20 protein-coding genes and 1 pseudogene are annotated in these 22,080 nt (G+C 51.2%); 8 read left to right on the forward strand and 13 right to left on the reverse strand.

The features are described from left to right. Window positions 1-116: 116 nt before the first annotated feature. Window positions 117-2,324, reverse strand: coding sequence for a bifunctional diguanylate cyclase/phosphodiesterase (locus IGW03_RS31200; protein WP_194726360.1), 2,208 nt, complete (start codon window positions 2,322-2,324; stop codon window positions 117-119). A 227-nt stretch (window positions 2,325-2,551) separates the two neighbouring features. Beyond that, window positions 2,552-3,589 carry a sensor domain-containing diguanylate cyclase gene (locus IGW03_RS31205; RefSeq protein WP_194726361.1) on the reverse strand — a complete coding sequence of 346 codons (1,038 nt, stop codon included), beginning with the start codon at window positions 3,587-3,589 and terminating at the stop codon, window positions 2,552-2,554. A 143-nt stretch (window positions 3,590-3,732) separates the two neighbouring features. On the opposite strand from IGW03_RS31205, the gene IGW03_RS31210 reads away from it, so the two are divergent. Beyond that, window positions 3,733-4,140: an ester cyclase gene (locus IGW03_RS31210; RefSeq protein ID WP_194726362.1), complete on the forward strand. Its 408-nt coding sequence runs from the start codon at window positions 3,733-3,735 to the stop codon at window positions 4,138-4,140. A gap of 73 nt (window positions 4,141-4,213) precedes the next feature. Here IGW03_RS31210 and IGW03_RS31215 read toward each other — a convergent pair whose 3' ends face one another. Then, complete coding sequence (locus tag IGW03_RS31215; RefSeq protein WP_194726363.1) at window positions 4,214-6,754, reverse strand: sensor domain-containing protein; 2,541 nt, start codon at window positions 6,752-6,754, stop codon at window positions 4,214-4,216. 391 nt (window positions 6,755-7,145) lie between these two features. On the opposite strand from IGW03_RS31215, the gene IGW03_RS31220 reads away from it, so the two are divergent. Together IGW03_RS31220 and IGW03_RS31225 are read left to right on the forward strand one after the other, a co-directional pair. Further along, window positions 7,146-7,742: a DUF6088 family protein gene (locus tag IGW03_RS31220; RefSeq protein WP_194726364.1), complete on the forward strand. Its 597-nt coding sequence runs from the start codon at window positions 7,146-7,148 to the stop codon at window positions 7,740-7,742. Continuing rightward, entirely contained in the window at window positions 7,735-8,769 is a 1,035-nt protein-coding gene (locus IGW03_RS31225; protein ID WP_194726365.1) for a nucleotidyl transferase AbiEii/AbiGii toxin family protein, read from the forward strand. The genes IGW03_RS31220 and IGW03_RS31225 overlap by 8 nt, the downstream gene beginning before the upstream one ends. A gap of 241 nt (window positions 8,770-9,010) precedes the next feature. Here the strand turns inward: IGW03_RS31225 and IGW03_RS31230 are convergent, their stop codons facing one another. Next, the gene (locus tag IGW03_RS31230) at window positions 9,011-9,283 is read right to left on the reverse strand and encodes a hypothetical protein (RefSeq protein WP_194726366.1); all 273 of its coding nucleotides are present in this window, start codon (window positions 9,281-9,283) and stop codon (window positions 9,011-9,013) included. A gap of 146 nt (window positions 9,284-9,429) precedes the next feature. Then, complete coding sequence (locus IGW03_RS31235; RefSeq protein WP_194726367.1) at window positions 9,430-10,710, reverse strand: tyrosine-type recombinase/integrase; 1,281 nt, start codon at window positions 10,708-10,710, stop codon at window positions 9,430-9,432. Window positions 10,711-11,118: 408 nt separating this feature from the next. Between IGW03_RS31235 and IGW03_RS31240 the strand changes: the two genes are divergently transcribed. The 5 genes from IGW03_RS31240 to IGW03_RS31260 all read left to right on the forward strand — a co-directional run bounded on the left by IGW03_RS31240 (window position 11,119) and on the right by IGW03_RS31260 (window position 14,135). Next, window positions 11,119-11,592 (forward strand): toxin-antitoxin system TumE family protein, encoded by a 474-nt coding sequence (locus IGW03_RS31240; protein WP_228536217.1) that lies wholly within the window; start codon window positions 11,119-11,121, stop codon window positions 11,590-11,592. After that, a complete protein-coding gene (locus IGW03_RS31245) occupies window positions 11,589-11,942 on the forward strand; it encodes an HVO_A0114 family putative DNA-binding protein (RefSeq protein ID WP_194726368.1) in 354 nt (117 codons plus the stop codon). Before IGW03_RS31240 ends, IGW03_RS31245 begins: the two co-directional genes overlap by 4 nt. A 292-nt stretch (window positions 11,943-12,234) precedes the next feature. Beyond that, window positions 12,235-12,468: a hypothetical protein gene (locus tag IGW03_RS31250; protein WP_194726369.1), complete on the forward strand. Its 234-nt coding sequence runs from the start codon at window positions 12,235-12,237 to the stop codon at window positions 12,466-12,468. 611 nt (window positions 12,469-13,079) lie between these two features. Then, window positions 13,080-13,367, forward strand: coding sequence for an HU family DNA-binding protein (locus tag IGW03_RS31255; RefSeq protein ID WP_194726370.1), 288 nt, complete (start codon window positions 13,080-13,082; stop codon window positions 13,365-13,367). Between the two features lie 300 nt (window positions 13,368-13,667). Beyond that, window positions 13,668-14,135, forward strand: coding sequence for a hypothetical protein (locus tag IGW03_RS31260; RefSeq protein WP_194726371.1), 468 nt, complete (start codon window positions 13,668-13,670; stop codon window positions 14,133-14,135). 280 nt (window positions 14,136-14,415) lie between these two features. On the opposite strand, the gene IGW03_RS31265 is transcribed toward IGW03_RS31260, so the two are convergent. The 8 genes and pseudogenes from IGW03_RS31265 to IGW03_RS31300 all read right to left on the reverse strand — a co-directional run bounded on the left by IGW03_RS31265 (window position 14,416) and on the right by IGW03_RS31300 (window position 21,267). After that, a complete protein-coding gene (locus tag IGW03_RS31265; RefSeq protein WP_194726372.1) occupies window positions 14,416-14,874 on the reverse strand; it encodes a hypothetical protein in 459 nt (152 codons plus the stop codon). A 72-nt stretch (window positions 14,875-14,946) separates the two neighbouring features. Next, complete coding sequence (locus IGW03_RS31270; protein WP_194726373.1) at window positions 14,947-15,267, reverse strand: hypothetical protein; 321 nt, start codon at window positions 15,265-15,267, stop codon at window positions 14,947-14,949. A 16-nt stretch (window positions 15,268-15,283) separates the two neighbouring features. Further along, complete coding sequence (locus tag IGW03_RS31275; protein ID WP_194726374.1) at window positions 15,284-16,288, reverse strand: nuclease-related domain-containing protein; 1,005 nt, start codon at window positions 16,286-16,288, stop codon at window positions 15,284-15,286. Beyond that, entirely contained in the window at window positions 16,285-16,515 is a 231-nt protein-coding gene (locus tag IGW03_RS31280) for a hypothetical protein (protein WP_194726375.1), read from the reverse strand. Before IGW03_RS31280 ends, IGW03_RS31275 begins: the two co-directional genes overlap by 4 nt. A 539-nt stretch (window positions 16,516-17,054) precedes the next feature. Next, window positions 17,055-18,080: a tyrosine-type recombinase/integrase gene (locus IGW03_RS31285; RefSeq protein ID WP_194726376.1), complete on the reverse strand. Its 1,026-nt coding sequence runs from the start codon at window positions 18,078-18,080 to the stop codon at window positions 17,055-17,057. Window positions 18,081-18,638: 558 nt separating this feature from the next. Then, window positions 18,639-19,449 (reverse strand): annotated as a pseudogene (locus IGW03_RS31290) (helix-turn-helix domain-containing protein); the annotation flags it as partial. 267 nt (window positions 19,450-19,716) lie between these two features. Continuing rightward, window positions 19,717-20,241: a hypothetical protein gene (locus IGW03_RS31295; RefSeq protein ID WP_194726377.1), complete on the reverse strand. Its 525-nt coding sequence runs from the start codon at window positions 20,239-20,241 to the stop codon at window positions 19,717-19,719. A 21-nt stretch (window positions 20,242-20,262) separates the two neighbouring features. Next, window positions 20,263-21,267, reverse strand: coding sequence for a ParM/StbA family protein (locus IGW03_RS31300; RefSeq protein ID WP_194726378.1), 1,005 nt, complete (start codon window positions 21,265-21,267; stop codon window positions 20,263-20,265). Between the last annotated feature and the right edge of the window lie 813 nt (window positions 21,268-22,080).

A 22,080-nucleotide genomic window follows, 5' to 3' on the forward strand; every position in this document is an offset into this window, starting at 1 on the left:
CGACCTCCGCCTCCCGCAGGACACCTATGATTTGTTCTTCTGTGAATCGCTTCTGCATGTATGCCTCCATGTCAAAAATAACATGAAGACTCACTCAGCGGGTGGCTACACGATTTCTACCGGGTCACAAGTATTGACTGCACTATCGCCGTATCGTTGGCATCTCCGGGGAGATCTTTGATAAAACTCTTATCAATCTTGAGTTCGTAGAGAGGTAATTGTTTTAAATAGGCTAGGCTGGAATAGCCTGTACCGAAATCGTCAATTGAAAACCGGAGGCCCATCTCGGCGAGCGCGTTCATCCTCTCAATCGTACCTTCGATGTCATCAATAAGAAGTCCTTCCGTCACTTCAAGGATCAGGCATGCAGGATTGGCCTGAGTCGTGGCAAGCGCTTGCCGTACTTCCTCTGGAAAATCGGGATGTCGGAATTGGCGTGGACTGACATTGATTGAAATTGACAAGCCGGGATGCATAGCATGCGAGGCCACCTGTGCCATACAGCCCTGAAACAACACCCAGCGTCCGATCTCTACGATCAAATCGGAGCTTTCGGCGAGCGGAATAAACATTGCTGGCGAGATGAATCCCTTTTCAGGGTGTTGCCAACGCAGGAGCAATTCCGCTCCGCATAGGGTGCCGGCACAATCGACTTGCGGTTGGGCGTAGAGCTCGAACTGGCCTTCTGTCATTGCCTTGCGGAGATCTCCTTCCAGCGCAAGGCGTTCAGTCAGTTGCTGCCGCATGGATGCTTCGAACAAGATAACGTTATTGCGCCCGTCTTGCTTCACGCGATACATCGCGATATCTGCTTCATGAAGCAGAATTTCACTGGTATCTCCTATCTTCGGGAACAACGAAATGCCAATGCTGGCTGACGTGATCCAGCGATGGCCATTCGCGTCAAGGTTCTCTTCCAACAGACGTTGTATGTCACTTCCCAGACGCATCACCGCAGAAACAGCTTCAGCCTGGTTGCGACCAAGTGCTGTGGCAACGTACACAAATTCGTCACTGCCGATTCTTGCCAATATATCGTTGCCTCTTAGGAGACTACTAAGCCGATCTGCAACTGCCTTTAGGAATTGGTCACCGGCTTGATGTCCATATGCATCGTTGATATGCTTGAAATGGTCGAGATCGATGTAAACCACGGCACCGATCCAATCCAAGTCTTTCGCGATTCGACATTGTTCTTCGATTTTCTGAATGAGTAGACGTCTGTTCGGTAGTGTGGTCAATAGATCGTAGAATGCCAATCGGTGGATTTCGGATTCGCGAGCAGCCTGTACCTCTCGACTGCATTCGATCGAGTCCAGCATGGCATTGAACTGGATCGCCACGTCAGAAATTTCCTTGGGTCCGTTGACGGACACACGTTGCTCGCGTTCGCCGCTCGCAATCTTGAAAGCCGTAGTCTGCATGGCAAGAATCGGGCGAGATATCCTTTTACTCATCAGAAAGGCAACAATCGCGGCGAAGACGAGTCCTGCTGCGCCAATAATTGCATTTTGTATAGCAGTTGAGCGGGCGCTTTTTAACGCGTCGCTTGTCGCAATCCCGGCAGCGACAAGCCAATCCGTTCCAGGAATGGGACGATACCCATATATACGCCCCACACCTTGGGATGATATGGAGGTTGCTGTTCCATCTCGAATGGCCAACAGCTTTTCAACGGCGTCTACGCCTCGCAGGTTTTTGCCGATGAATTGTTCCGGTGTTTGTGACCGTGCAATCAGTACACCATTGGTGTCGATGATGGAGATGTTGATCGAATCTGGCAACTTGCTGACCCCGGGAATCAGCACAAAGTTGGCCAGATCAATGGGCATCTGCAATGCCCCAGTCACAATCCCATCGGCATTCGTAATAGGATATGCAAGGACGGATACCATCCGCCCGGTTAAGACGCCCCGGTATGGTGGAGCAATAATGAACTTCTTGTGCTGATATACCAGCTTGAACCATTCCGTGTCTCCGACGTAGGTGTTCCTTTGCTCGCGCTGGGGCGTGCCGGAGCACACGATGAAACCCTGCGCCGTCGACTGGCTGAGGTTGGCGAACCGCGGGAACAGTGTTTTGAAATCGTTGAAAAGTGGATTACAACGTAGGTCATTATCTGGCTGAGCCTGAATCCGACGCACGATCGTTCTCATGAGCTGTTCGGCATCGGCTAAAAACGCTTGCGTGTTATCAGCGCTGATTTGGGCGAGGTTGTAGGCTTCTCTTTTTGCTGCAGCCTCTGCCTGCTGGTACTGGCTATACGCATTCCAGCAGACCAGAAAAACGCTTGGCAAAAGCACCCCGATAGTCAGCAGATACAAGTAGGTGCGCAGTGGCCATGGTCTTTTTGGAAACGTCTTGTGTACTGTGAGCCATGGTGCCATCGTTACAATATAGTCTGATGTTGAGTCTTTTTACCAATTCCTCACCGAATGAGCTTTCCGGCTAACGGAATCGTAATTCCAGGCTAGGTTTCGCAAGCCTTGGCAATCGGTTCTCGAGTGTCGAAACAATACCTGAATTCGGCAGGCGCTAGCAGCTGTACTGCTTAGGACGGAGTGGAACGTTCCTTCCGATCGGGTCGTGTACGCTTGTTCCTGTACATCGCATGGTCAGCCAGATCAAGCAAACCTTCGACTTCCGTCGCATCGTTGGGATAGACGGCAGTACCGACGCTTGCACGGAGAGGGACAGCATGATTCTCAACCTCGAACGGCGCTTCAATGTGCGATACCACTCGACGAGCATAAGATGCGGCACCCTCTACATGGTCAAGCCCCGAAAGGATAACGCAAAATTCATCTCCGCCCAACCGCGCGACGGTATCCGACTTGCGGCAGGCTCCATTGAGACGTGTCGCGAATTCTTTGATTGCCAAGTCCCCGACACGATGGCCATATCGGTCATTGATCGGTTTGAGCCCATCCATGTCAAGGCTGATAATGCCAACCAGCTCGGAGTAACGACGGGCATGTGCAAGCTTCTGCCGTAACCTGTCGAAGAACAGAGCACGGTTTGCCAGTCCAGTCAGGCTGTCATGGGTGGCACGATAATAAAGATCACTGGACTCCAGCCGCGCCCTCTGATACATGGCAGTTGCAATGACATCCGATAGTAATGCCAATACCTGGCCTTCGACATCGCCAAAGGCACCGACATCTGGTGAGAGCACCTTCAAGACGCCTACACGGGCATCCCGATGTACAAGCGGCATTGCGATCATCGAGCGCAAGCCAACTTTGCGACAGGCAGACCGGTCGACCCGATGATCGGTTTCGGAATCATCACAGCGCAACAAACTATCCCCGCACATTGCCAGACCCGAAAGGCTGCCTTGGCGCGGAATCCGTAGCCCAATCTGCGCTGCTGCGGATCCAACAGCGGCGGTATAGACCATTTCATCTGCCTCGGCCATTTCCACGACGGCTCCCGAAGCGCCGGTCAATTGCTGCGCTCGTTCAGCGACCAATTCCATCACGCCAGCCAGATCCAGGTCCGCCTTGGCAATCTCGGTTTGTGTCTTGATGATATCCAAAAGAGCTTGCGCGCTTGGCAAAGTGGTATCGGAGGAAGCAACAGCATTCATGGCGTATATGGCAAAACAGTTTGTACAACGAGCAGCTCTCTGCGAAGAATTTCTTGAATACAATACACATGATACTGCTGTCTACATGCATAATTCAAAAGAAGTCGCTGCCGCGGTAATTCCGTTCAACGAGATTGGGCAATATGTCACTTGAAGATGAAAATAAGGCAATTGTTCTGCAGTATGTTGAAGCCTTCAACACGGGAGACCTTATGGCTCTTCGTGCCCTCCTGCATGACGATGCGGTCATTCAGGGTGTGATGGGAAAAGGCTTGTTCGACCGGATCGAGCCGATATGGCGGCAGCTGATAGAAGGCTATGGCATGCAGTTGCGGGTCGAAGAGCTTGTCGCTGAAGGAGCCACAGTTGCGGCGCGCTATATTGAGACTGGAACGTTCAAGGCTCCAGCCTTCGGGCATATGCCCACTGGTAAGTCGTACGAACTGGTCGCCATGGAGTTTTTTGAGATACGTGATGGCAAGATCAAGCAGCGCTGGGGAGCACGTGATTCAGCTTCGCAGCTACGCCAGTTAGGCATAACATCAACATGACGTTTTCTAACTTGTCTGGTTGAGTATTGTCCTTGCCTCAAAGGGGCTCTAAGCGAAGAAGTTGTTGAGAAGCTTAAAAAGCGGAGCGAGTCTGCGGAAGCTTGTTAGTGTTATGGGCGAAAACCAGATTGTCAAAGTCTTCTGCCAGTAAGGGTTCGCTGAAGAAGTAACCCTGAAATGCGTCACATACGCACCTGTCAAGAAAATCAAACTGACTCTGCGTCATCACACCCTCTGCAACAACCTTCAGGCCTAGATTACGGCCCAGCGTAATGATGGTTTTGACCAGGGTTGCATCTTCATGCTTGACTAGTACATCTCTTACAAAGGATTGATCCACCTTCAGTTGCTCAAATGGCAATCTCCTCAAATAGGAGAGCGAAGAATACCCGGTACCAAAATCATCCAACGAAAACTCAATTCCAATAGCTTTTAGCCGCTCCATTTTTTCTGCTGTCCCATCCACGTCATCGAGCAGGAGGCTCTCGGTGAGTTCCAGCTTCAGACGGCGAGGATTGGCGCCGCTCTTGTCGATGGCGTCCATGATTTGAGCCACGAAATCAGGATGTCGAAACTGGCGGGCACTAACATTGACTGCGAGGCTAAGCTGCATGGTTTCCTGCCGCATGCCCCATGTCGCCAGCTGACGACACGCGGTATTCAGTATCCACTCGCCAAGAGGCAGAATCAAACCGGTATCTTCAGCAAGATGGATAAAATGAGCAGGGGAGATCACGCCTTTCTGCGGATGCTTCCATCGCAGCAGCGCTTCTGCACCAATAATCTGTTTCCCGCGGTCCATCTGCGGTTGGTAATACAAAAGGAAGTCACCATCCTGAATACTGCATCGCATATTCCTTTCCATCGCAACCCTTGCCGTGATGGCTGCCTGCATTTTAGGGTCGAAGAACCGTATGGCATTTCTACCGGCCGCTTTTGCCTGGTACATGGCGAGGTCAGCCTGTTTAAGTAGTTCCTCCACAGTCTCGGAATGTCCCTGGAAGAGGGCAACCCCGATACTAGGGGTCGTATGATGCTCGTACGTGTTTAGATCGTAGGGTGCATTGAGACATTCCCGTATTTGTTCCGCAATGGCATCTGCATGGCCTGCAGCATCTCGGGCACGCTTGCCGAGCTGCCCCGTCACAACAACGAATTCGTCCCCGCCCCATCGGGCAACGGTGTCGCCTTCACGCACTGTTTGCGATAGCCGCTGGCCAACTTGCTGCAAAAGTAAGTCGCCCATATCGTGCCCGCGTGTATCGTTGAGCACCTTGAAATTGTCGAGATCGATGAACATGACCGCGCCGATGCCACCGTTACGACTGTTAGCCATCAGTTCATGTTCCAGTCGATCTAGCAGCAACTGCCGATTAGGCAATCCGGTCAGCGAGTCATAAAAAGCGAGTTTGTGTATTTCGCGCTGCGCAGCCTTCCGATCGGTAATGTCCGTGTGGATCGATAAAATTGATTGCGGGGCACCGTTGTCGTCTCTTACTAGTGTCGAGCGGCCTTCGACGATGAAACTGATACCGTTCTTGCGTCGTACCGTGAGTTCGCCCCGCCATTTACCCGAACGCAAGACTTCACCAACGACAGCGTTGAAGACCGAGCTGTTTCCGCAGCAGAGTTCTAGTTCTGTTTTGCCAAGGACTTCGTCCTTTGTCCAGCCATAGAGTCGTTCAGCGCTCTTGTTCCAAAAGATGATGTCCTCATCCATCGTAACGACGAAGATGGCATCTTGTGCCTTATCGAGCAGGGAGGCCTGTTCACGGAATCGCTGTTCGTTTTCCTTGAGGGTTGCCAGGGCGCGTTCGCGTTCGATCACGACACTCACCATATAGGAACATGCCTTGAGCCACTCCATTTCCACCGGGTCCGGCGACCGGGGGGTATCCGAATACACTGCAAAGGTGCCATAGACTTGTCCGGTGCTGCCGATGATAGGCATTGACCAGCACGCCCGTAATGCACAGCGTAACGCCAGGTCCCGATAATCAGCCCAAAGCGGATCAGTATTGATGTCTGCAACAATAATGGGCTCTCCAAGATAGGCTGCGGTCCCGCATGATCCGACACTGGGACCTATTTTCACGCCATTAATGGCTTCAATAAATTCCCGGGAAAGCTTGGGAGCGGCACCGTGATATAGACAGTGTGTTTCGGCGTCGAGTAATAAAACCGAACCACGAATGCGAACGTCCTGTAATTCAGCCACGTCGATCACCGCGACCAGAATTTCGTCAAGTGGAGCGCCAGCTGCAATACGCTCCATGATGCGCATCTGCGCGTGTGTGAACGATTCACGTCGATGACGACTAGTCACGTCCTTGAAATACACGGCCAGTCCATCCTTGATGGGGTGGGCATGGACTTCGAACCATTGCTTCCATGGCGCATAGTAATTCTCGAATTCGATGGAGCGGCGCTCGTCCATTGCACGGCGACATTGGCGTTCAAATTCCGTCCCAACGGTGTCCTCGAAGGCTTCCCAAAGCTCTCGATCGAGGAGGTCGTGCCGTGGTTGCTGTAAAACAGCTTCAGCGCTGCGATTGACGAATGTGATCCGCCAAGCCTGATCAACGGTAAAAAAAGCGTCAGTAATGTCATCCAAAGTAGGTACCAGACCCTGCGGTGGCCTGACAGCTTGCGTCTCAACTTTTCCTGACCGTTGCATGAATGCACATTCTGTAGGCCATACGTTCATTGTGCTCTACACCGATAGCGTTACGTCGCGGAGCAACATTCTGAGCCGGTTTGACTTAGCGTCAAGCTGAACGGGAACAGCCTCTAGCGATTTCAATTTAACACTATTCAACCTACTCCTAGGGATGGGTCCGGTCAAGAGTCTGCTTACATAGATGATGTAAGACGCTGAAAAGTAGTTGCCGTGCAGCACTAGCTTTCGTTGGAGCTGTACCGCAATGCAGTCAAAGCGTGGAAGAGAAACCTTCTCTGAACCGATGTCAGAAACTGTGCTATATTTCTGACATAAAGGAGTGAACATGAGCGTCTTGTCTACAAGCATTCTTGAGCGGGTGTCCAATCTGGAAGAGGGCGGCATCATATCGCCTAAAGAATTCCTGCACTTGGCGAGCCGGGCTGCGGTTGACCAGGCATTCACACGTCTGACCAAGGAGGGGCGCTTGTTACGGGTTGGGCGTGGCCTATACGTGGCTCCTGTCATCAGTCGCTTCGGCACCCGTCCGCCAGCACCGGAAAAAGTCGTGGCTGCGGTGACCTACCAAAAGGGCGAAGTCGCTGTTTCTCATGGCGCCGCCGACGCGAACATTCTAGGGTTAACTACTCAGGTACCGATCAAGGAAGTCTTTCTGTCATCTGGCCCCAATCGCAAACTGCATCTGGGAAAGCGCATCATTGACATCCGACATGCGCCACGATGGCAGCTTATCTTGGGCGCATCTCGAGCTGGAATGGCGGTTCGTGCGATGGCGTGGCTAGGGAAAGAGCATTTAGGCGAAGTCATGCCTAAACTTCGGCGACAATTGCCTTCTGAAGATTGGGAAAAACTGACTGCCGCACGTGCCAGCTTGCCATCCTGGATGGCCAAGGCTGTCGGCAGTGCCATGACGCATGCGTGAAACTTATCTTTCTCTATCGGTAGAAGAGCGTGCCGAAATATTGGCCATCGCCGCGGATCGACTGGATCGGCCTGCTGACCTCCTTGAAAAAGATTTTTGGGTTGTATGGACCTTGTCGAAGTTATTCGACACGCCATTAGGCCAAGGATTGACTTTCAAGGGCGGGACATCTTTATCCAAAGCGTATCAGTTGATTGATCGCTTTTCGGAAGACATTGATCTGACCTATGACATCCGCCATCTTATTGGTGACCTGATAACCGATCAAAACTCGTTGCCTGCAACTAGAAGCCAAGCTAAGAAGTGGACTGATGCTGTGAAAGCACGTCTGCCCGAATGGATTCGCAATGACGTCATTCCGATCATCGAAACGGGTTTGCAGCGCGATGGTCTTGAAGCCCGTTGTGAGCAAGGCGGTGGTGATGGGGAGAAGTTATATATTCATTATGACGCCATCAAGCTGGGCACTGGCTATGTTTCACCTTCCGTTCAGCTAGAGTTCGGTGCCCGTGCTACAGGTGAACCGCACGTAAAGAAGACGATCGACTGCGACATGGCGTCCATATTTCCGCAACTGGATTTTCCAATTGCGTATCCGTTAGTGATGGCTATAGAGCGCACCTTTTGGGAGAAGGCAACCGCAGCCCATGTCTATTGCTTGCAGGAGCGCTTGCGAGGCGAGCGATACGCACGGCATTGGTACGATTTAGCGAGCTATGAGAACACACCATATCTCGAAGGCGTTCTGGCCGCATATGATGTTAGACAGATGGTCGCCGACCATAAAGCGATGTTTTTTATCGAAAAGGATAAGAACGGACAAGTCATTGACTATCATCGTGCTGTCGGAGGCCATTTGACGCTCATACCCGAATCGAAGGGATTGGCAGCCTTAGAAGCCGATTATGGCGCGATGACGGATGCAGGTATTCTGATTCGCGGCGCACTGCCTTTTAGTGAGCTCATCGAACGCTGTTTTCATATCCAAAACAAGGCAAACAATTGTTTGTTAGGAGCACATAGTTAGAGAATGCCAAGCACCCTGATATGTGAAACGACACGTCAGACGGTTTAATTGCGCGCAATTCATTTTACATAAAACCAACTCTAGTCAGTAAATACTTTGATTATAATCTATTAAATATGCGGTATTTGACATAAGCTTTCTTCTATCATCTCACGAAGAATTGAACAGATTTGCATTTCCTGCTCATTGAACCCGCCGTGCATACGGCCATCGACGCGGTGGTAAGCATGGACGATTCAATTTAAAACTGAACCTGATGGCGTATATGAGCTAATCGTGTAACATCCTGAGCCTTATAGGTTGGATGTTCCTGCCGCTGTGACCCTTGAGTGTCTTTGTACAGCGAAAGAACCGCACTACCAAAACCGAAGATGGCAATAATACCGATAGGTAGCATAGGCTTTCCGGCACGCCATAGCGCATACACGGAGGCTGAGGTCGTAATGAAAATAATCAGAGCTAGGAATTGTCCCGTTGTCATAACAAAACTTTCATCAGAAATTGACGTTAACATTCTTATCTGTTAACACAGTAGATCGTCGCGTTTGCATTGCATAACTCATATTCCTGATATTAACTGGATCGCTGAATAAAGCTGAACATGACACGCCCAGCACTTAAAAACGGTACCTTGTCGAAGTGACCCAGTGAAGGCAATCGCTACCATTCGAACTGCGCATTCGGTTCAGTCCGCCGAGACTTCGCTTCCGATGACGTGTCTTCCCATGCAAGTGTCCCTGGAACTGCTCGCTCTACGTCGGCGATCAAGTCCAGCGCATCCTGTTCGGTATAGCGCATTGTGGTTTCAAGGCTAGAATGACCAAGCGCACTTGCTATTGCTCGTACATTTTGGCCGGATAACAGGCTAGCCTTACCGAAGGTATGACGCAACCAGTGTGGGGAAGCCGCCTCAAGTTGCTCAGCCCCAAAGTCGTCGCCTAATTTCCGGAGATGTTCAGCTGTTGCCGCTAGTCGGCCTTTAACGATGGTATAGACACCATGCCGCGTTGTAATCTCACACCAGAACTTGGAGAACCAGTACTCCAGAGTTCTTTTGACCTCTGTATTTTCTGGCTCGAGCCGATTGGTACGGGACGACAGCAACAGTCGCATGTTGTCTCCAGCAGCAGGATACTTTGACAACCCGAAGGTACACCGATACAGCGTGAATGCCTCCCATACCGCCTGGGGTACTGGAATGCTGCGCTCCTTTCCACCCTTTGCCGTTTCAGACGACACATGGAACATCCAGTAATGCTTTCCAGTCTTAGGAATGGTCAACTGATAGAAGGCTGACATCCGGGCGTGTGCCAATTCGCTACAACGAAGACCAAGTCCGCGAAGCGCTTCAAAGATGAAGCGGTCGCGCGCTGCTTTCTGATGGTCAGCAAATTTCATTTTCGGAGCACTTTCGATGGTTTTCAATATCAGGTCGTACAAGTCAAGTGGAATCGACCGCCGTACGTTTACCTTGCGCGCTCTGGGCGCACCCATCAAAGCCATAGGGTTGATCCGGATATATCCCGTTCGATGCCATGCAGTAAATAAAGCATGGACGAAACGCTTAATATCAGACTGACTGCTGCGCGATGGCGGCACTTTGAAGGGTGTCCAGTGCCTATGCCCTTTTTTAGTTCCAGTGCAGGCTAGTGCATTGGCAGGCAAATTCTCAAGGAAATCGGAAAACCTCGCGACATCCTGAGCTGACCATCTCGACGGCGTTACTCGAGCGACATTCTCGCAATACCAACGTAGCTTAGCTAAATGGCCGCGGTAAGTTGCTTCAGTCAGGCCTGTGGTGCTCTTGCTCTTCTCGCGTACTGTACGAAGGACCACCTCGGCGGCTTGCCAGTCGTCGGTAACCGGACCTAATGCATGGTCAGGTTCCGGCTTCGAAACCATCATATCAGTGAGAATCTTTGGATTGAGGATCTGATTCATTGACTCACCTCTGGATAGCATTGCTGTTCGTCTAGCTATCGCACCAGGGTACAGACATTGAAAAAGCGGCGGCAACTCTCTGACCGGGGTGTTTAGCCCATTACTGCGTAAATGTTTCGGAGGAATCCACAAGCAAAGAATGGATTGCCACAGGGAATACCGGAATGACACGTAGAGATCTCAGCCCACCATTGGCTCGAGATCCAGATGGGTCGTCGTTGAGTCGGGACGGCAGGCGTCTCATAGAGTCGATTACAAGCTTCCTGGTATCTTCTTGGCAAATATCGTACTCGCATTGTTACAGTAGCATTCATGTTTGCAAGGAGCAATATCGCTAGCCTTATTTGTTCCGATCTAAGCAAAACCATTAGTTGCAGATCTGCAATTTCGAGACCCGTAGAAGGATTTATGCCTTTCAAACCAGAAAAACAACATAAAAACAATAAAAGGCTGAACTTTTGGGCAAAACATATATCGAACAGTGATATATTTGAAGATATGAGTGCATTAGAGTCAAACGATGATGGCGGTTTGAGCTACTTGCTCGATCTGGACGGCGAAATTCAAGTCCAGAATGAGCAAGGATATTGGCTCAAATACGAAGTCTCCCTTGTGGACAAGTCTCCAGACCGCCCTCATGGCATCAAATACAGCTTGAGCTTGCATGCTCCGGATGGCACGCGTCTCATTGGTTTCGACAATGCACATGCAGTCAAGCCAGCAGGCTCACGTTTCAAGCATGCAGGAAAACGGTATCCGTTCGATCATCGGCATAGGCATGCAACCGATGAGGGCCTACTCTACGAATTCGATACGGCCACCAAGCTGCTGGAAGATTTTTATCAGGAAGTTGATCGCGTACTTAGGGAGGTGTGTCCATGATGCGTGTTATTAAGATCGGAATCCTTTCAGTCGAGGAACAACGCAAACGTGCGTTGGAAATTGCCTCTGGCAAGCGCAAGCGCGACAATAACGATCCCATCATCTATATGCCGTCAATGGCCGCAGCTGCGCGGATTCTCTCGGATGAGAATATGGCACTGCTCAAGATCATCCGGGAGCAGCATCCCTCTTCCGTCGATGAGCTCGCCAATCTTGTTGGCAAGCCGCAGTCGAATGTGTCGCGCTCGTTACATGCAATGGAGCCCTTTGGCTTGGTCGAGCTGAGGAAATCGGGCCGTCAAGTTACCCCGGTGGTCACGTTTGAGCACTTAGATATGGCTCTTATCTAGCGCTATGAAAGGCTACACCAAGAAGCACCGGAGGCCTCTCCATGTCCCTTGTTATAGCAGAAGTGGCTTTGAGCTGTCGAAATCCGTGTTGCTCAAGCGTAGTCCATCTATGACAAGCATCTGCACTCATCATTGAATGAAAAAGGTAGGGTCATTCGGTGGAGCGTTTAGCAGTTGTGATTTCCCATCTTGAGACAGATCATGGGGTAACTATGTGATAGTGCTAACTTACATTAAAACAGACGGAACTGCCATCGCCGTTGACCTGTCTGCGAAGCAAAATGGAAAAGCAATGCGTTTCAATCAACAACATTACGACAGCGCCCAATCGAGATGTCAGGACGGCTTGCCGCCCATTCATTCGTTTCGTAAGGACGGCCACATGGAGACGTTGGTCAATGAGGCGATACGAATGCAATCGCAATCAGGAAGCAAGGCAGCCAGCCAATTCATGGCCACACATGAGATTCCGATTACAGTAGCGTTGCGGGTGATATTACAGCCACATTTGCGCCGTACGATGTAATTAACTTCTGGACAATCTCTTCTTGTATCGACTTTCCTCATTCACGTAAGTATGTACCGCCCTTACCGAGTGACGCACTCATAGGCGTGGGATCTTCTAACATCGCTAGTAGCGCTGTTTTGACTCATACTTGAAGGCATTGTCACCTGACCTCCCTGTTGTGGAGCAGTATTGGTAATGTGCTTGGATAACGCACATAGCCGAATTGACCTGTGTCTACCACCTGAGTACCGTCCGCATTGGTAAGCGTGATTTCAATAAGGCGTCCGCCGTGGTATTGCCATCGCCGGGGCGTTAATCTGCTTATTGGTCTACGAAGAGATTCACTCAACGTTTCTAACGTTGAAAACTGTCGAGATTGGTGCAGCATAGTATTAGAGTAAACAGTCCAATCTCGTCATCGTAGTTCCTAAAACGGACGTCAAAGTTCGGCATGCATTCACTCTCGTCCTTCATTGACGTTGTTCGGTATAGGTCTACCTATCTTCAGCAACTCACGTAGACAAATAAATTAGTAAAGCCTACAATAATATTGCTTGCGGTCAACTAATTCATGTCAAACAGTGACCACCTTATTGCCATTCATCCCGCATCTCTACTAGGAGCTTAAATTGAATAAAAGCGAAATCATCGACAAATTGGCCGCAGACCATGAACTCACCAAAGTGAAGGCCAAGGAAATCGTTGAACAGTTGTTTGGCTTCGTTGGCTCCAGCCTGAAAAAGGAAGGTCGTTTTGCCTTCCCCGAACTTGGCACCTTCACTGTTGGCCAGCGGGCTGCACGCACTGGCCGCAATCCAGCCACGGGTGAGACAATCAAGATCAAGGCATCTAAAACTGTCCGTTTCAAGGCCGCGCCTGCCCTCAAAGAGCTCGTGGCCAAGGTCAAAGTGAAGTAACTCATTCCCACGGGCGGCATCTGACCGCCCTACCCTCCCCCTACGTTTATGTGCGATCAGTAAGGCTTAACCAAGAGCGCCAGAGGTCCGTTGGTTCCCAGTTCCTTCCATGCACTGGTTTTTTCTTGAGCCTAAAGGAAGATAGCAAAATCTCCGCACCAAGCTGAGTATTGGTCACAAAATAGCTTAGCCACACGTCGTCCTCGGAAGTCTAGCCAACGGCGCCTGAATCCGGTTTAAACCGAAACTCAGCCGGTCCGTTAGAATCACTTTGTTATTAGAGAGTAGAGAGGAATACCCATGGCCAGAATGCCATCCGCAGCAAAAGTCATTCAGGACGAACTGAAACAGGCACGTCAAGCAGTCGCGTTTTATCAGAAACGCGTTGAAGACCTGGAAGACGTTCTTGCCACGCTCAGCAGCATCGATGCGCCGGTCACGGCTTCCCGCGGAAGCAGTAACAAGAAAAAAGATGTGACGACCACGAAAGCGTCGTCGCAAGTTGCCAGCAAATCCAGGAGCACAAAACTGCCCGCGACTGGCAAGGACTTTTGGCCCAGTTTGCTCACTGACAAGCCGCAATCAGCTGCAGAGGTCTTCAAGTCGGCGCTTGCTGCACTGCGTATCCGTCCAACTCCTGAAGATCGCAAAAAACTCTCCCAGCGCATGTCTAATGCGCTCAGTGTCCTGAGCAAGAACGGTGAAATTACAGCTGAAGGTTCTGCAAGAAACCGTCTCTACTCCAGGACGAATGGCAGTGCTTCCTAACTTTCAAGCATAACGATGTTTCGTGCCTCGTCAGACAATTTTGTCTGACGAGGCACTATTTTGTACGCTTAGTCTTCAATTACCGCTTTTAACGCTCCCTCCTGATTGTCTTATCGAGTGACCTGGAGGTTTCCTCGTAAAACCCCTGAACAGCATACGGGCTGAAGTCCAGAGCCGACAGAGTAACCTGCATGTGGAGCCTTGCAATATTTGACGGTCATTTTCCAACCTCATGGCTTGCCAGTTCAGCGGCAAATGAAATGGCAAGCATGCATATTGGTTAGGACGCTCCCGTTGAATGGGTCAGCATGAAAGATAGGCAGATCGCTGCCGTGGCCAATGCCGCTGAAACAGGCACCAGTACTCCCGACCTCTTGCCCGGCAGCGGCTTGCCGCGGGAATGCGCTTCAAGTATTGCCTCTTCGTAAGCAAAACTGGCTTCCGCTTTGCCGACAATGACAAGTACCGATATCAAGGCAATTGCCAATTGCAGAATAAATATTACTTGGGCTGCGAAGGGATTTTCCGCCGGCGTAGCGAAGGCGACCATCCCGGCGTCATACGCGCCATCTGCAGCAACGAACATTGCCGCCCATAGTAACTGTCCCTCACTGATGGCCGCTTGCCATCGTCCGCGAATGGTCGACCAACTAGTGTCGGTAGCCCTCGCAGTCAAGATGAAGACGAAGACCATCAACGGCGTTGCGGTCCATTTGACGATGTTCCAATAATCTAGCATGGTAGAACTCCTTGGTTGTTGTCGTTGTAGAGTGAAAGACGTAGTTTTAGTCTTTCGGATTCCGCTATGTGATTAATGCCGCATATTGCTTGTCTTCAGCAACAGCGTTCCCTGTCCTAATGTCTGAAACCGATCCGCTTCATCGTGAAGCCATTGCGCCATATCACGCAGGTGTATGATTTGCTCCTGCACCGTCGCGGCACTATGTATGAGCGACAACATCACCTCGAATACATCTAGATACATCTGCTGCGGCGCACCGGTTCCCTTATTAAGAGCGGCTTGAACGCCACTGCATTCTTCGTGCACCGAAGCCCCAGTGTTCTGGATGCTCTCAGCAATAGCATCCAGCAGCGACATTTCTTCATGCATAGTTTCATCGTCGTTGTTCATCGTATTTCTTTCTCCACTACGCCAGGCTGGACCGATTGACAATGGCTTTTGCTTCCGACCGTCGCTTGGCCTCATTGGCCCGCTCGATATGTCGCCGCATCGCGGCGTCATCGGTGGAGTGGCAGGCGATGACTTGCGCTACGATCTCGTCAGGCCGCAGTAAATGAGTCGTGTTGACCTCTTCAAACGCGTACAGCAGGTCGAGGAGTTTGTCCGAGCGCACCACATTGGCAGGGCCTTCAGCGATGGTTGTATCAGCACCGTGTATCGCCACCACGGGGATACCGCGACAAAGACGTGAGTATTGCTGTTCCAGCACGCGTGCAGTTTGCTTGGCCTGTGAGAGTGCGTTACGCATCTGCCCTTGCCTGCCGTCGGACGCGACTGTCTTCCATTCCATCGCTTTGTCCGCTGCGAAAATGGTGGCATTCCGGTACTTGGTCTCAACCAGGTAACAGTTGTGCTGGGTCACGAGAAGATGGTCAATTTCGACACTGAACTCTTCGGGTGTGCCGGGTTGAAATACCAGTAACACTCCGTGCAACGAACGCCAATGCGGATTGGATATCTGCAGCCGTTCGATGACGCCTTTTACGTAGACCTCGGCCTCAAGTCCCGCTGCCAGCCGTTGGATCTCCGGCTCAACATACCGCTTTTCGATCCAGACGGCCAGACTATAGGCCAAACCGCTGAACAATGCCACGCACACTGTGGTCAGTGTCCAGGCATATCGGCTGAACCAAGGCGTCTTATCGGGCGCGATCAGGCATGCGTAGTACAGCGAGACGATACATGCGGTGAACGCTAAATACCGGACCGGCACCAGCCATTCTTTCTCATACTGATATCGTACAGCGAGTCGGTCAAGCCGCCATACTTTGGCCAGGTAATGAGTGATCGGCCAATACAGTAATGCGAGCAGCAAGCCAGGCAGTACACACATCACGAACTGCATGATATGGAGAGCGATTTCAACGCCATCTTCGGCACGGTGGCCAGTTGTCTTATGCTGCTGACTCATTCTGCCTCCTTGCTAGATACTGGCGCCTTGGGTATCGCCTTAGTGATGCGCTTGGCAAGGATAAGCCAGATGCACCGCATGCCCAGTGAAGCCACCGCGCAGATCTCCTCGATGGTCAGTAGGAATCTCGGCACTGCCTGTAATTTTTTAAGGCAGTGCTTTCGTTCGCTGCTTGCATAGTCAAGATCGAATAGGTTTTGATTGGTAATGTGTTTAGGGTCAATCATCGTAGCTCCATCATCAATGGTGAATAACAACTCGTTCTCAACGCAAATTGCGATCAACGAGAAGTGGCTGGTACTGCAAGCCTATTGTGAGATACGAAAACGCGAGCGCAACCTGACTTTTGGCATTTAACCCCTGTTTCACAGGTATGAACGAAAATATTTTTATTTGCGGGAGTGGGGATAGCCGCACTTCGCATAAGAACGACTATATTAGGAAAATCAGCTGGCGAGTTTGGCGCGTAAATTTGCCAGTGTTGCCTTTCTGTCCCAGTCTGTTGATGACGTCAAGAAGGCAGTGATGTAGAGCCGTATCGTAAGCGCTATTGTGCAATGAAGCTTGCAGTCAATATGATCACTCTCTCATGTATTGAACGCTGCTTTTCCTCCCGAAAACACCGAGTAGGAACTGTGTAAAGGACAGGATGCGGTCGACCTTGTCAACACATGTAACTAGTGCACAGACCGGTACACACCAAACAATTGCATGGCACTTTCCTTGATCGTCAACGCCCGGGTGCATTCAAGGCATGGCCATGTTTCTATTGGGCGGCAGACGTTATCACCTTGGCTTTTGCCTGTACATAATCGAGGATCGCCTTCTCCTCGAAATGGCCAAGGTACTGGCTCACGGTATGTTGCTCTGTGCGTTTAGCAAGCTCAAGGACAGCAAAGGTGTTGCGCAGACTGCGGCTACCGGAATGCTTCAGCTCAATATTGGCGCGTGTTAGCGTCTGTTTGACGCTGCGCCACAATGTCATGTTGGTAATGGGGCGCAATCCGTCTATCGATGCTGGAAAGAGAAGGGTCTTGGGGATTTTCATTGCTCGTCGGCGAGCCAACCAGGTGAGGACCTCCGGAGCGGCGAATGCCCGCAGGACGGTCCAGTGCTCCTTATGGATGCCCTCCTTCTTCCTCGCCACGAAGATCCGCAAATTTCCATCTTGGTCCGGCTTTGTTTGCACCGCTGACACTCTGAGCGTAAGTACTTCAGATGCCTTCAGGCCCGCACCGACCAGTATCGCAAGCATCGCGCGGTCACGCTGACGTTTCCATTGTGCCGGGGTGTCGCCAACCTCCGGCAGCGATGCCATGAACGCCTTGACCTGTTTCTGCGTCAACGCCTGCTTGTCGTGCTCCCGCCCGAGCTGCGGTTGTTTTTTCCCACCCCTGGCCAAAAAGACGGTTGCTGGATTCATGTTACCAGGGGACTGGAGGTGCTTGTAGACGCGCTCGAGCAAGAGGACGTACCGTTTCCGGATCAGACTGGTGAGCTTCTTACGTTTGCGTCCCTCCAGGTGTAGCGGGGAGTCAAGAAATAACTCAAGGTCAGTTGGCCCAATCTCGAAGAGCCGCTTATTGGACAAATCGAGCCACATCACGTACTTGCGGAACATCGACCGGTAAAGACGGATTGTTGACTCACTCAGGCCGTAAATGCGGCCCCAGGTGTCCCTGACTGGTTGCCTGCGTCCGAGGCTGAGAAACGTTTCTGTTTCGACCAACTCGTCAAATGCGCGTACCGGCGATGTCAGCCATTTGCTTTTCTGTGCTTGAGTCAATGCCATTGCTCGTCCCCGCCTTTGCTAGGAATCGTGGACGTAAGTATAACAATTTGTGATAAACCTTCTACCGTTTTCCTCAACCCAAGCCAAGGCGCGCCCTGCTGCTCCTTTTACAACTTCCTTTATCAAACACAGTAAAGGCCTCCAAGGTTGGGGGCCCTCTGTGAGCGCGGGGTATAGTGTTTGAAATGACACTTTCGGTTGGACGTGAAAGGCTTTTGCTGTTGGGCGACTAGAGCGTTTATAACAAAATGTACTATGTATCTAACCGAGTTCGGATGCAAACTCTTAGCACTTGGCGTTGCTCCTCGCTAGGTCTAGCACTCTGGCAGTGAAGATTGTCGAACACAAAAGTTTTCAACCCAGTGGCGAAAACTTGATGGAATGGTCGCCCGCTCCCGCTAGGCCTCTATATACCAAGGTAACGTTGCAACCACTACGTTTAAAAAAGGCGCGGCGACATAAAAATCATGGCAATTGGCATCGATCTAGCAAAAAATGTATTCCATGTTTACGGCGTGGATGTGCATGGCAAAGTCGCGCTCGCCGGAACGTTACCTAGTAGAACTCGTTGAGAATCGTCTTGTGGAAGCGCTCGCGGATGCCATTGGTCTGCGGATGGTTTGCCTTGGTTTTCGTATGTTCTATATCCTTCAAGACAAGATAGAGCTGGTAGCCATGAGCTTCCGGCTTGCCGCAATACTCAGTCCCACTATCATTCAGCACACGGATCATGCCCATGCCTTGTTCATCAAAGACCGGCAGGACGCGATTATTGAGCAAGTCGGCCGCTGTAATGGGCGTCTTGGTCGTGTAAAGCTTGGCTGCTGCCCACTTCGAATAGGTGTCGACAAAGGTCTGCTGGCAGATACGTCCGACGCCCTTGATCGTGCCCACGTAAAAGGTGTCCTGGCTGCCCAAATAACCAAGATGCGCCGTTTCGATCTCGCCATGCGCCACATCGTCTTCCTGCTTCTTCTCTCCAACGCCCCGACCTGTAGCTCGATCAATACTTCGCCTGTTTGAGCGACGTGGCGTTCGAGAGCAGCCAGCCGCTTCTTGAACGATTCCAGGTCTCGCCGCATCCACACGGAACGTACGGCAGAGGGAGAAATGAAGATGCCGCGCTTGCGCCGCTCGTTGGAAACTCGTACCTGTCCAAACGCTGGTTGCTCAAGAGCAAAGGCAGTGACCGCCGCTTCCGTGGCTTCTTCGACTCGGTGACGAAGGTTGGTCTTCTTCCGACTGGCGTTGATAAGCGCATCCACGCCGCCTTCGGCGGAAGCAGACTGATAGCGGTAGAAAGTGTCGCGAGAAAAGTTCATCACCTTGCAGGCACGGGACACATTATCAAGTTCAGCAGCCCGACCATATGTTTGATGACGTTCTGAGGAACACACTACTCATAGGGTTACTCCTTGGCGCTTGCGCGCTAGTTTCATAAAGATTTGCACCTCTATCAAACCGGGCAACCCCACCCTTTGGCAAGGCCTTACTCTCAGATCAACTCTGAACTACTACAGATAAATACCCTTTTATACTCATGTACCGGCCCCATCTATGGTATTTTCGTCAACACAGGGGTACGACAGCGGGTAGCATAGAAACGATAGTATCCGATATCAGGTGGCCTTATAAGTCACTCTGTCACCCATCGACTTACCATGGGCGATAGCGGCATTTTCCCGTTCTCTATAGCAGCAGATGTCTCCTGCGATACCTTCGGCTCTGCACTGTCGTCCGGGAGCGCGACATCGATGTTCCCTTGTGCAGGAGATAAATCCGACACAGGTCTGGACATAGGAGCAGGAGCGACGTCTCGTTCTGGAATCGCCGTTGAGCCCACGCTCATTGTTTTTGTTGTGCTCATAACTGACCGTTCCGCTAGCGTCCATGATATCTCTGCATTTGTTTTGATGGTGCCGTTGGCCTTCCCAGACGAGAGCCAAGAGGCGACCATCTTCAACTGAACTTCGGTGTCTGCCGCCGGATGTTTTGTCTTTTGGATATGCTCCTCAAGCAACGACAACAGCAGGCTAGAACGCTCCAAGGCTGGCATTGTTGTGAGGAGCGTATGTACTGCCGGGAATTTAAAAAAATCGACGCTAAAGCGGACATCGATTCTCCCTACCCGATTTTTTCTCTCTTGCACTTTGCTCTCCATTCCTCAATATCCGTACGGTCACTAGTTATTAAGGAGAGTAAGCAAACCGACCCGGCAAAAGCCCTCCGCTACTACCATCCGCGAGTCATCATCTATTTGCACCTTGTCGCCAAATAGCTGCCTAAGTTCATTCAGGACCAGTGGGGCGCCGCCACCCGCGAGAATCAAGCTATCCATAAGAAATGCTTTCTGACCAAACACGCGCCTTGCCTGATCTACAACCGTCGCGACGAAGGGCTTCCTTGCGCGATCGAGCAACTCGCCAAGGTCATGCCCCTTGAGCTTTCGGTGCTTGACCACTTCTTCTACCGACTCAACGTTTGATGGAATCGATCTCTCGGTCATCAATGCCGCTAAAGCGGTATAGACCGTATTGACACCTGCACACGATGTGGACGCTTGTTCGATCATGCTTCCCCGATCGCAGTAACTAAAATCTGTCGTGTAGTGTCCGATCTCTATTGTTCCCAAAGTCTGGTTCTCAAGATTCTTGTCACCATTCACAGTCCCATCAGGTTTCAAGGCGATCCATTGAAGCGGTGCCTCCGCTTGATTCTGTACAAACACCTTCAACGTCTGATTCGGCCCCAATGTGGGAGCAAGAAGCTTCACCACGCGCTGCTTGAGTGCGTCTCTTTGGCCGTTATAGTACTTAGCCGGCAACCCTAAGACCAGGTGTATTCGAGTGATTCTGCTCCGCTCCCCAGACCGATCAAGAGCATACCTCCACGCCGCAATAAGGAGAGCGTCATGCTGTGTGGTGTTAATCCAGTCGGCGCTTTCACCGGTGAAGCTATCAGGCTGCACCTGGCGCAGGGCCGTCTGACCGACAAAGAAGGTATTCGAGCCAATTTGTACCGTGTCCAGCTCGGCTTCTTTCCTGGTTTTATCGTTTCCTAACTGGATAGCTGGTGTCACCACAGTGGGAATATCAAAGCTGATGCGACTTGATTGGTCTCTTGTGAAACCAGCCCGCACCTTCACCCGCGAGTGCCCGATATCCATTCCGATTGCAAATTGCTTCATGTCATTTTCCATTGAGTTGCTGGTAGTCGCAAATATAGGACTACCCAACAGTTGGACCGGGTTGAATGCGAGGCATTTTTTATAGATGTATTGACGTCCTGCGGCAGATTTACTCCCGTCTATATTTGCCGCGGCAGCTTCACTCCCGTCTGTATTTGCCACGGCAGCTTCACTCCCGCCTGTATTTGCCACGGCAGATTTACTCCCGTCTGTATTTGCCACGGCACATTCACTCCCAACTTAACCGACCTAAATCGCCGCCTCTACAACGCGTTACTTTTGTGTTGCTCGGGATTTAAGATCGCGCATATAATGCTTCTGTCGCTCTGCGGCCCGTAGTTCTTCAATTAGCCGCCATGCGGCCTGCTGGTTAAATACCGCAGCACTCAATCTACAAGCACGTCTATTTCTGACGAATAGCCTGTTTGCTATTCGCCAGATTTCCCAACGCCGATGTTCGGCATCTATCTGAGCTAGGGTGCACGCCCTATCTACACCTCGAAAAGCCTTGCGGCTATCACGCGTCGACCTTTGTCCTGCTCCACTATTGCTGTACCGTTTGGAGTAGCGCAGTTTTTTTCGTCTCTATTGGGTCGAACCAAGCTCGACACAGAGTGTCGCGCCACACCAGTATTTGTGCGGGTTTCGGGGCAAATCTCGGACCGATCCCAAGCACATATTAAAAATGCGAGGCTCCAAATTTAGAGTTTCTCGGTAACCCGAACGGGTTATATGCGCATCGACCAGCACTGGCGATTGCTGAAACATTGAACGACAACGATAGACGACCGCTCGTGGCGGGATGGACTGCAC

The organism is Noviherbaspirillum malthae (assembly GCF_015352985.1).
In the GTDB taxonomy this organism is placed as follows: Bacteria; Pseudomonadota; Gammaproteobacteria; order Burkholderiales; family Burkholderiaceae_D; genus Noviherbaspirillum; species Noviherbaspirillum malthae.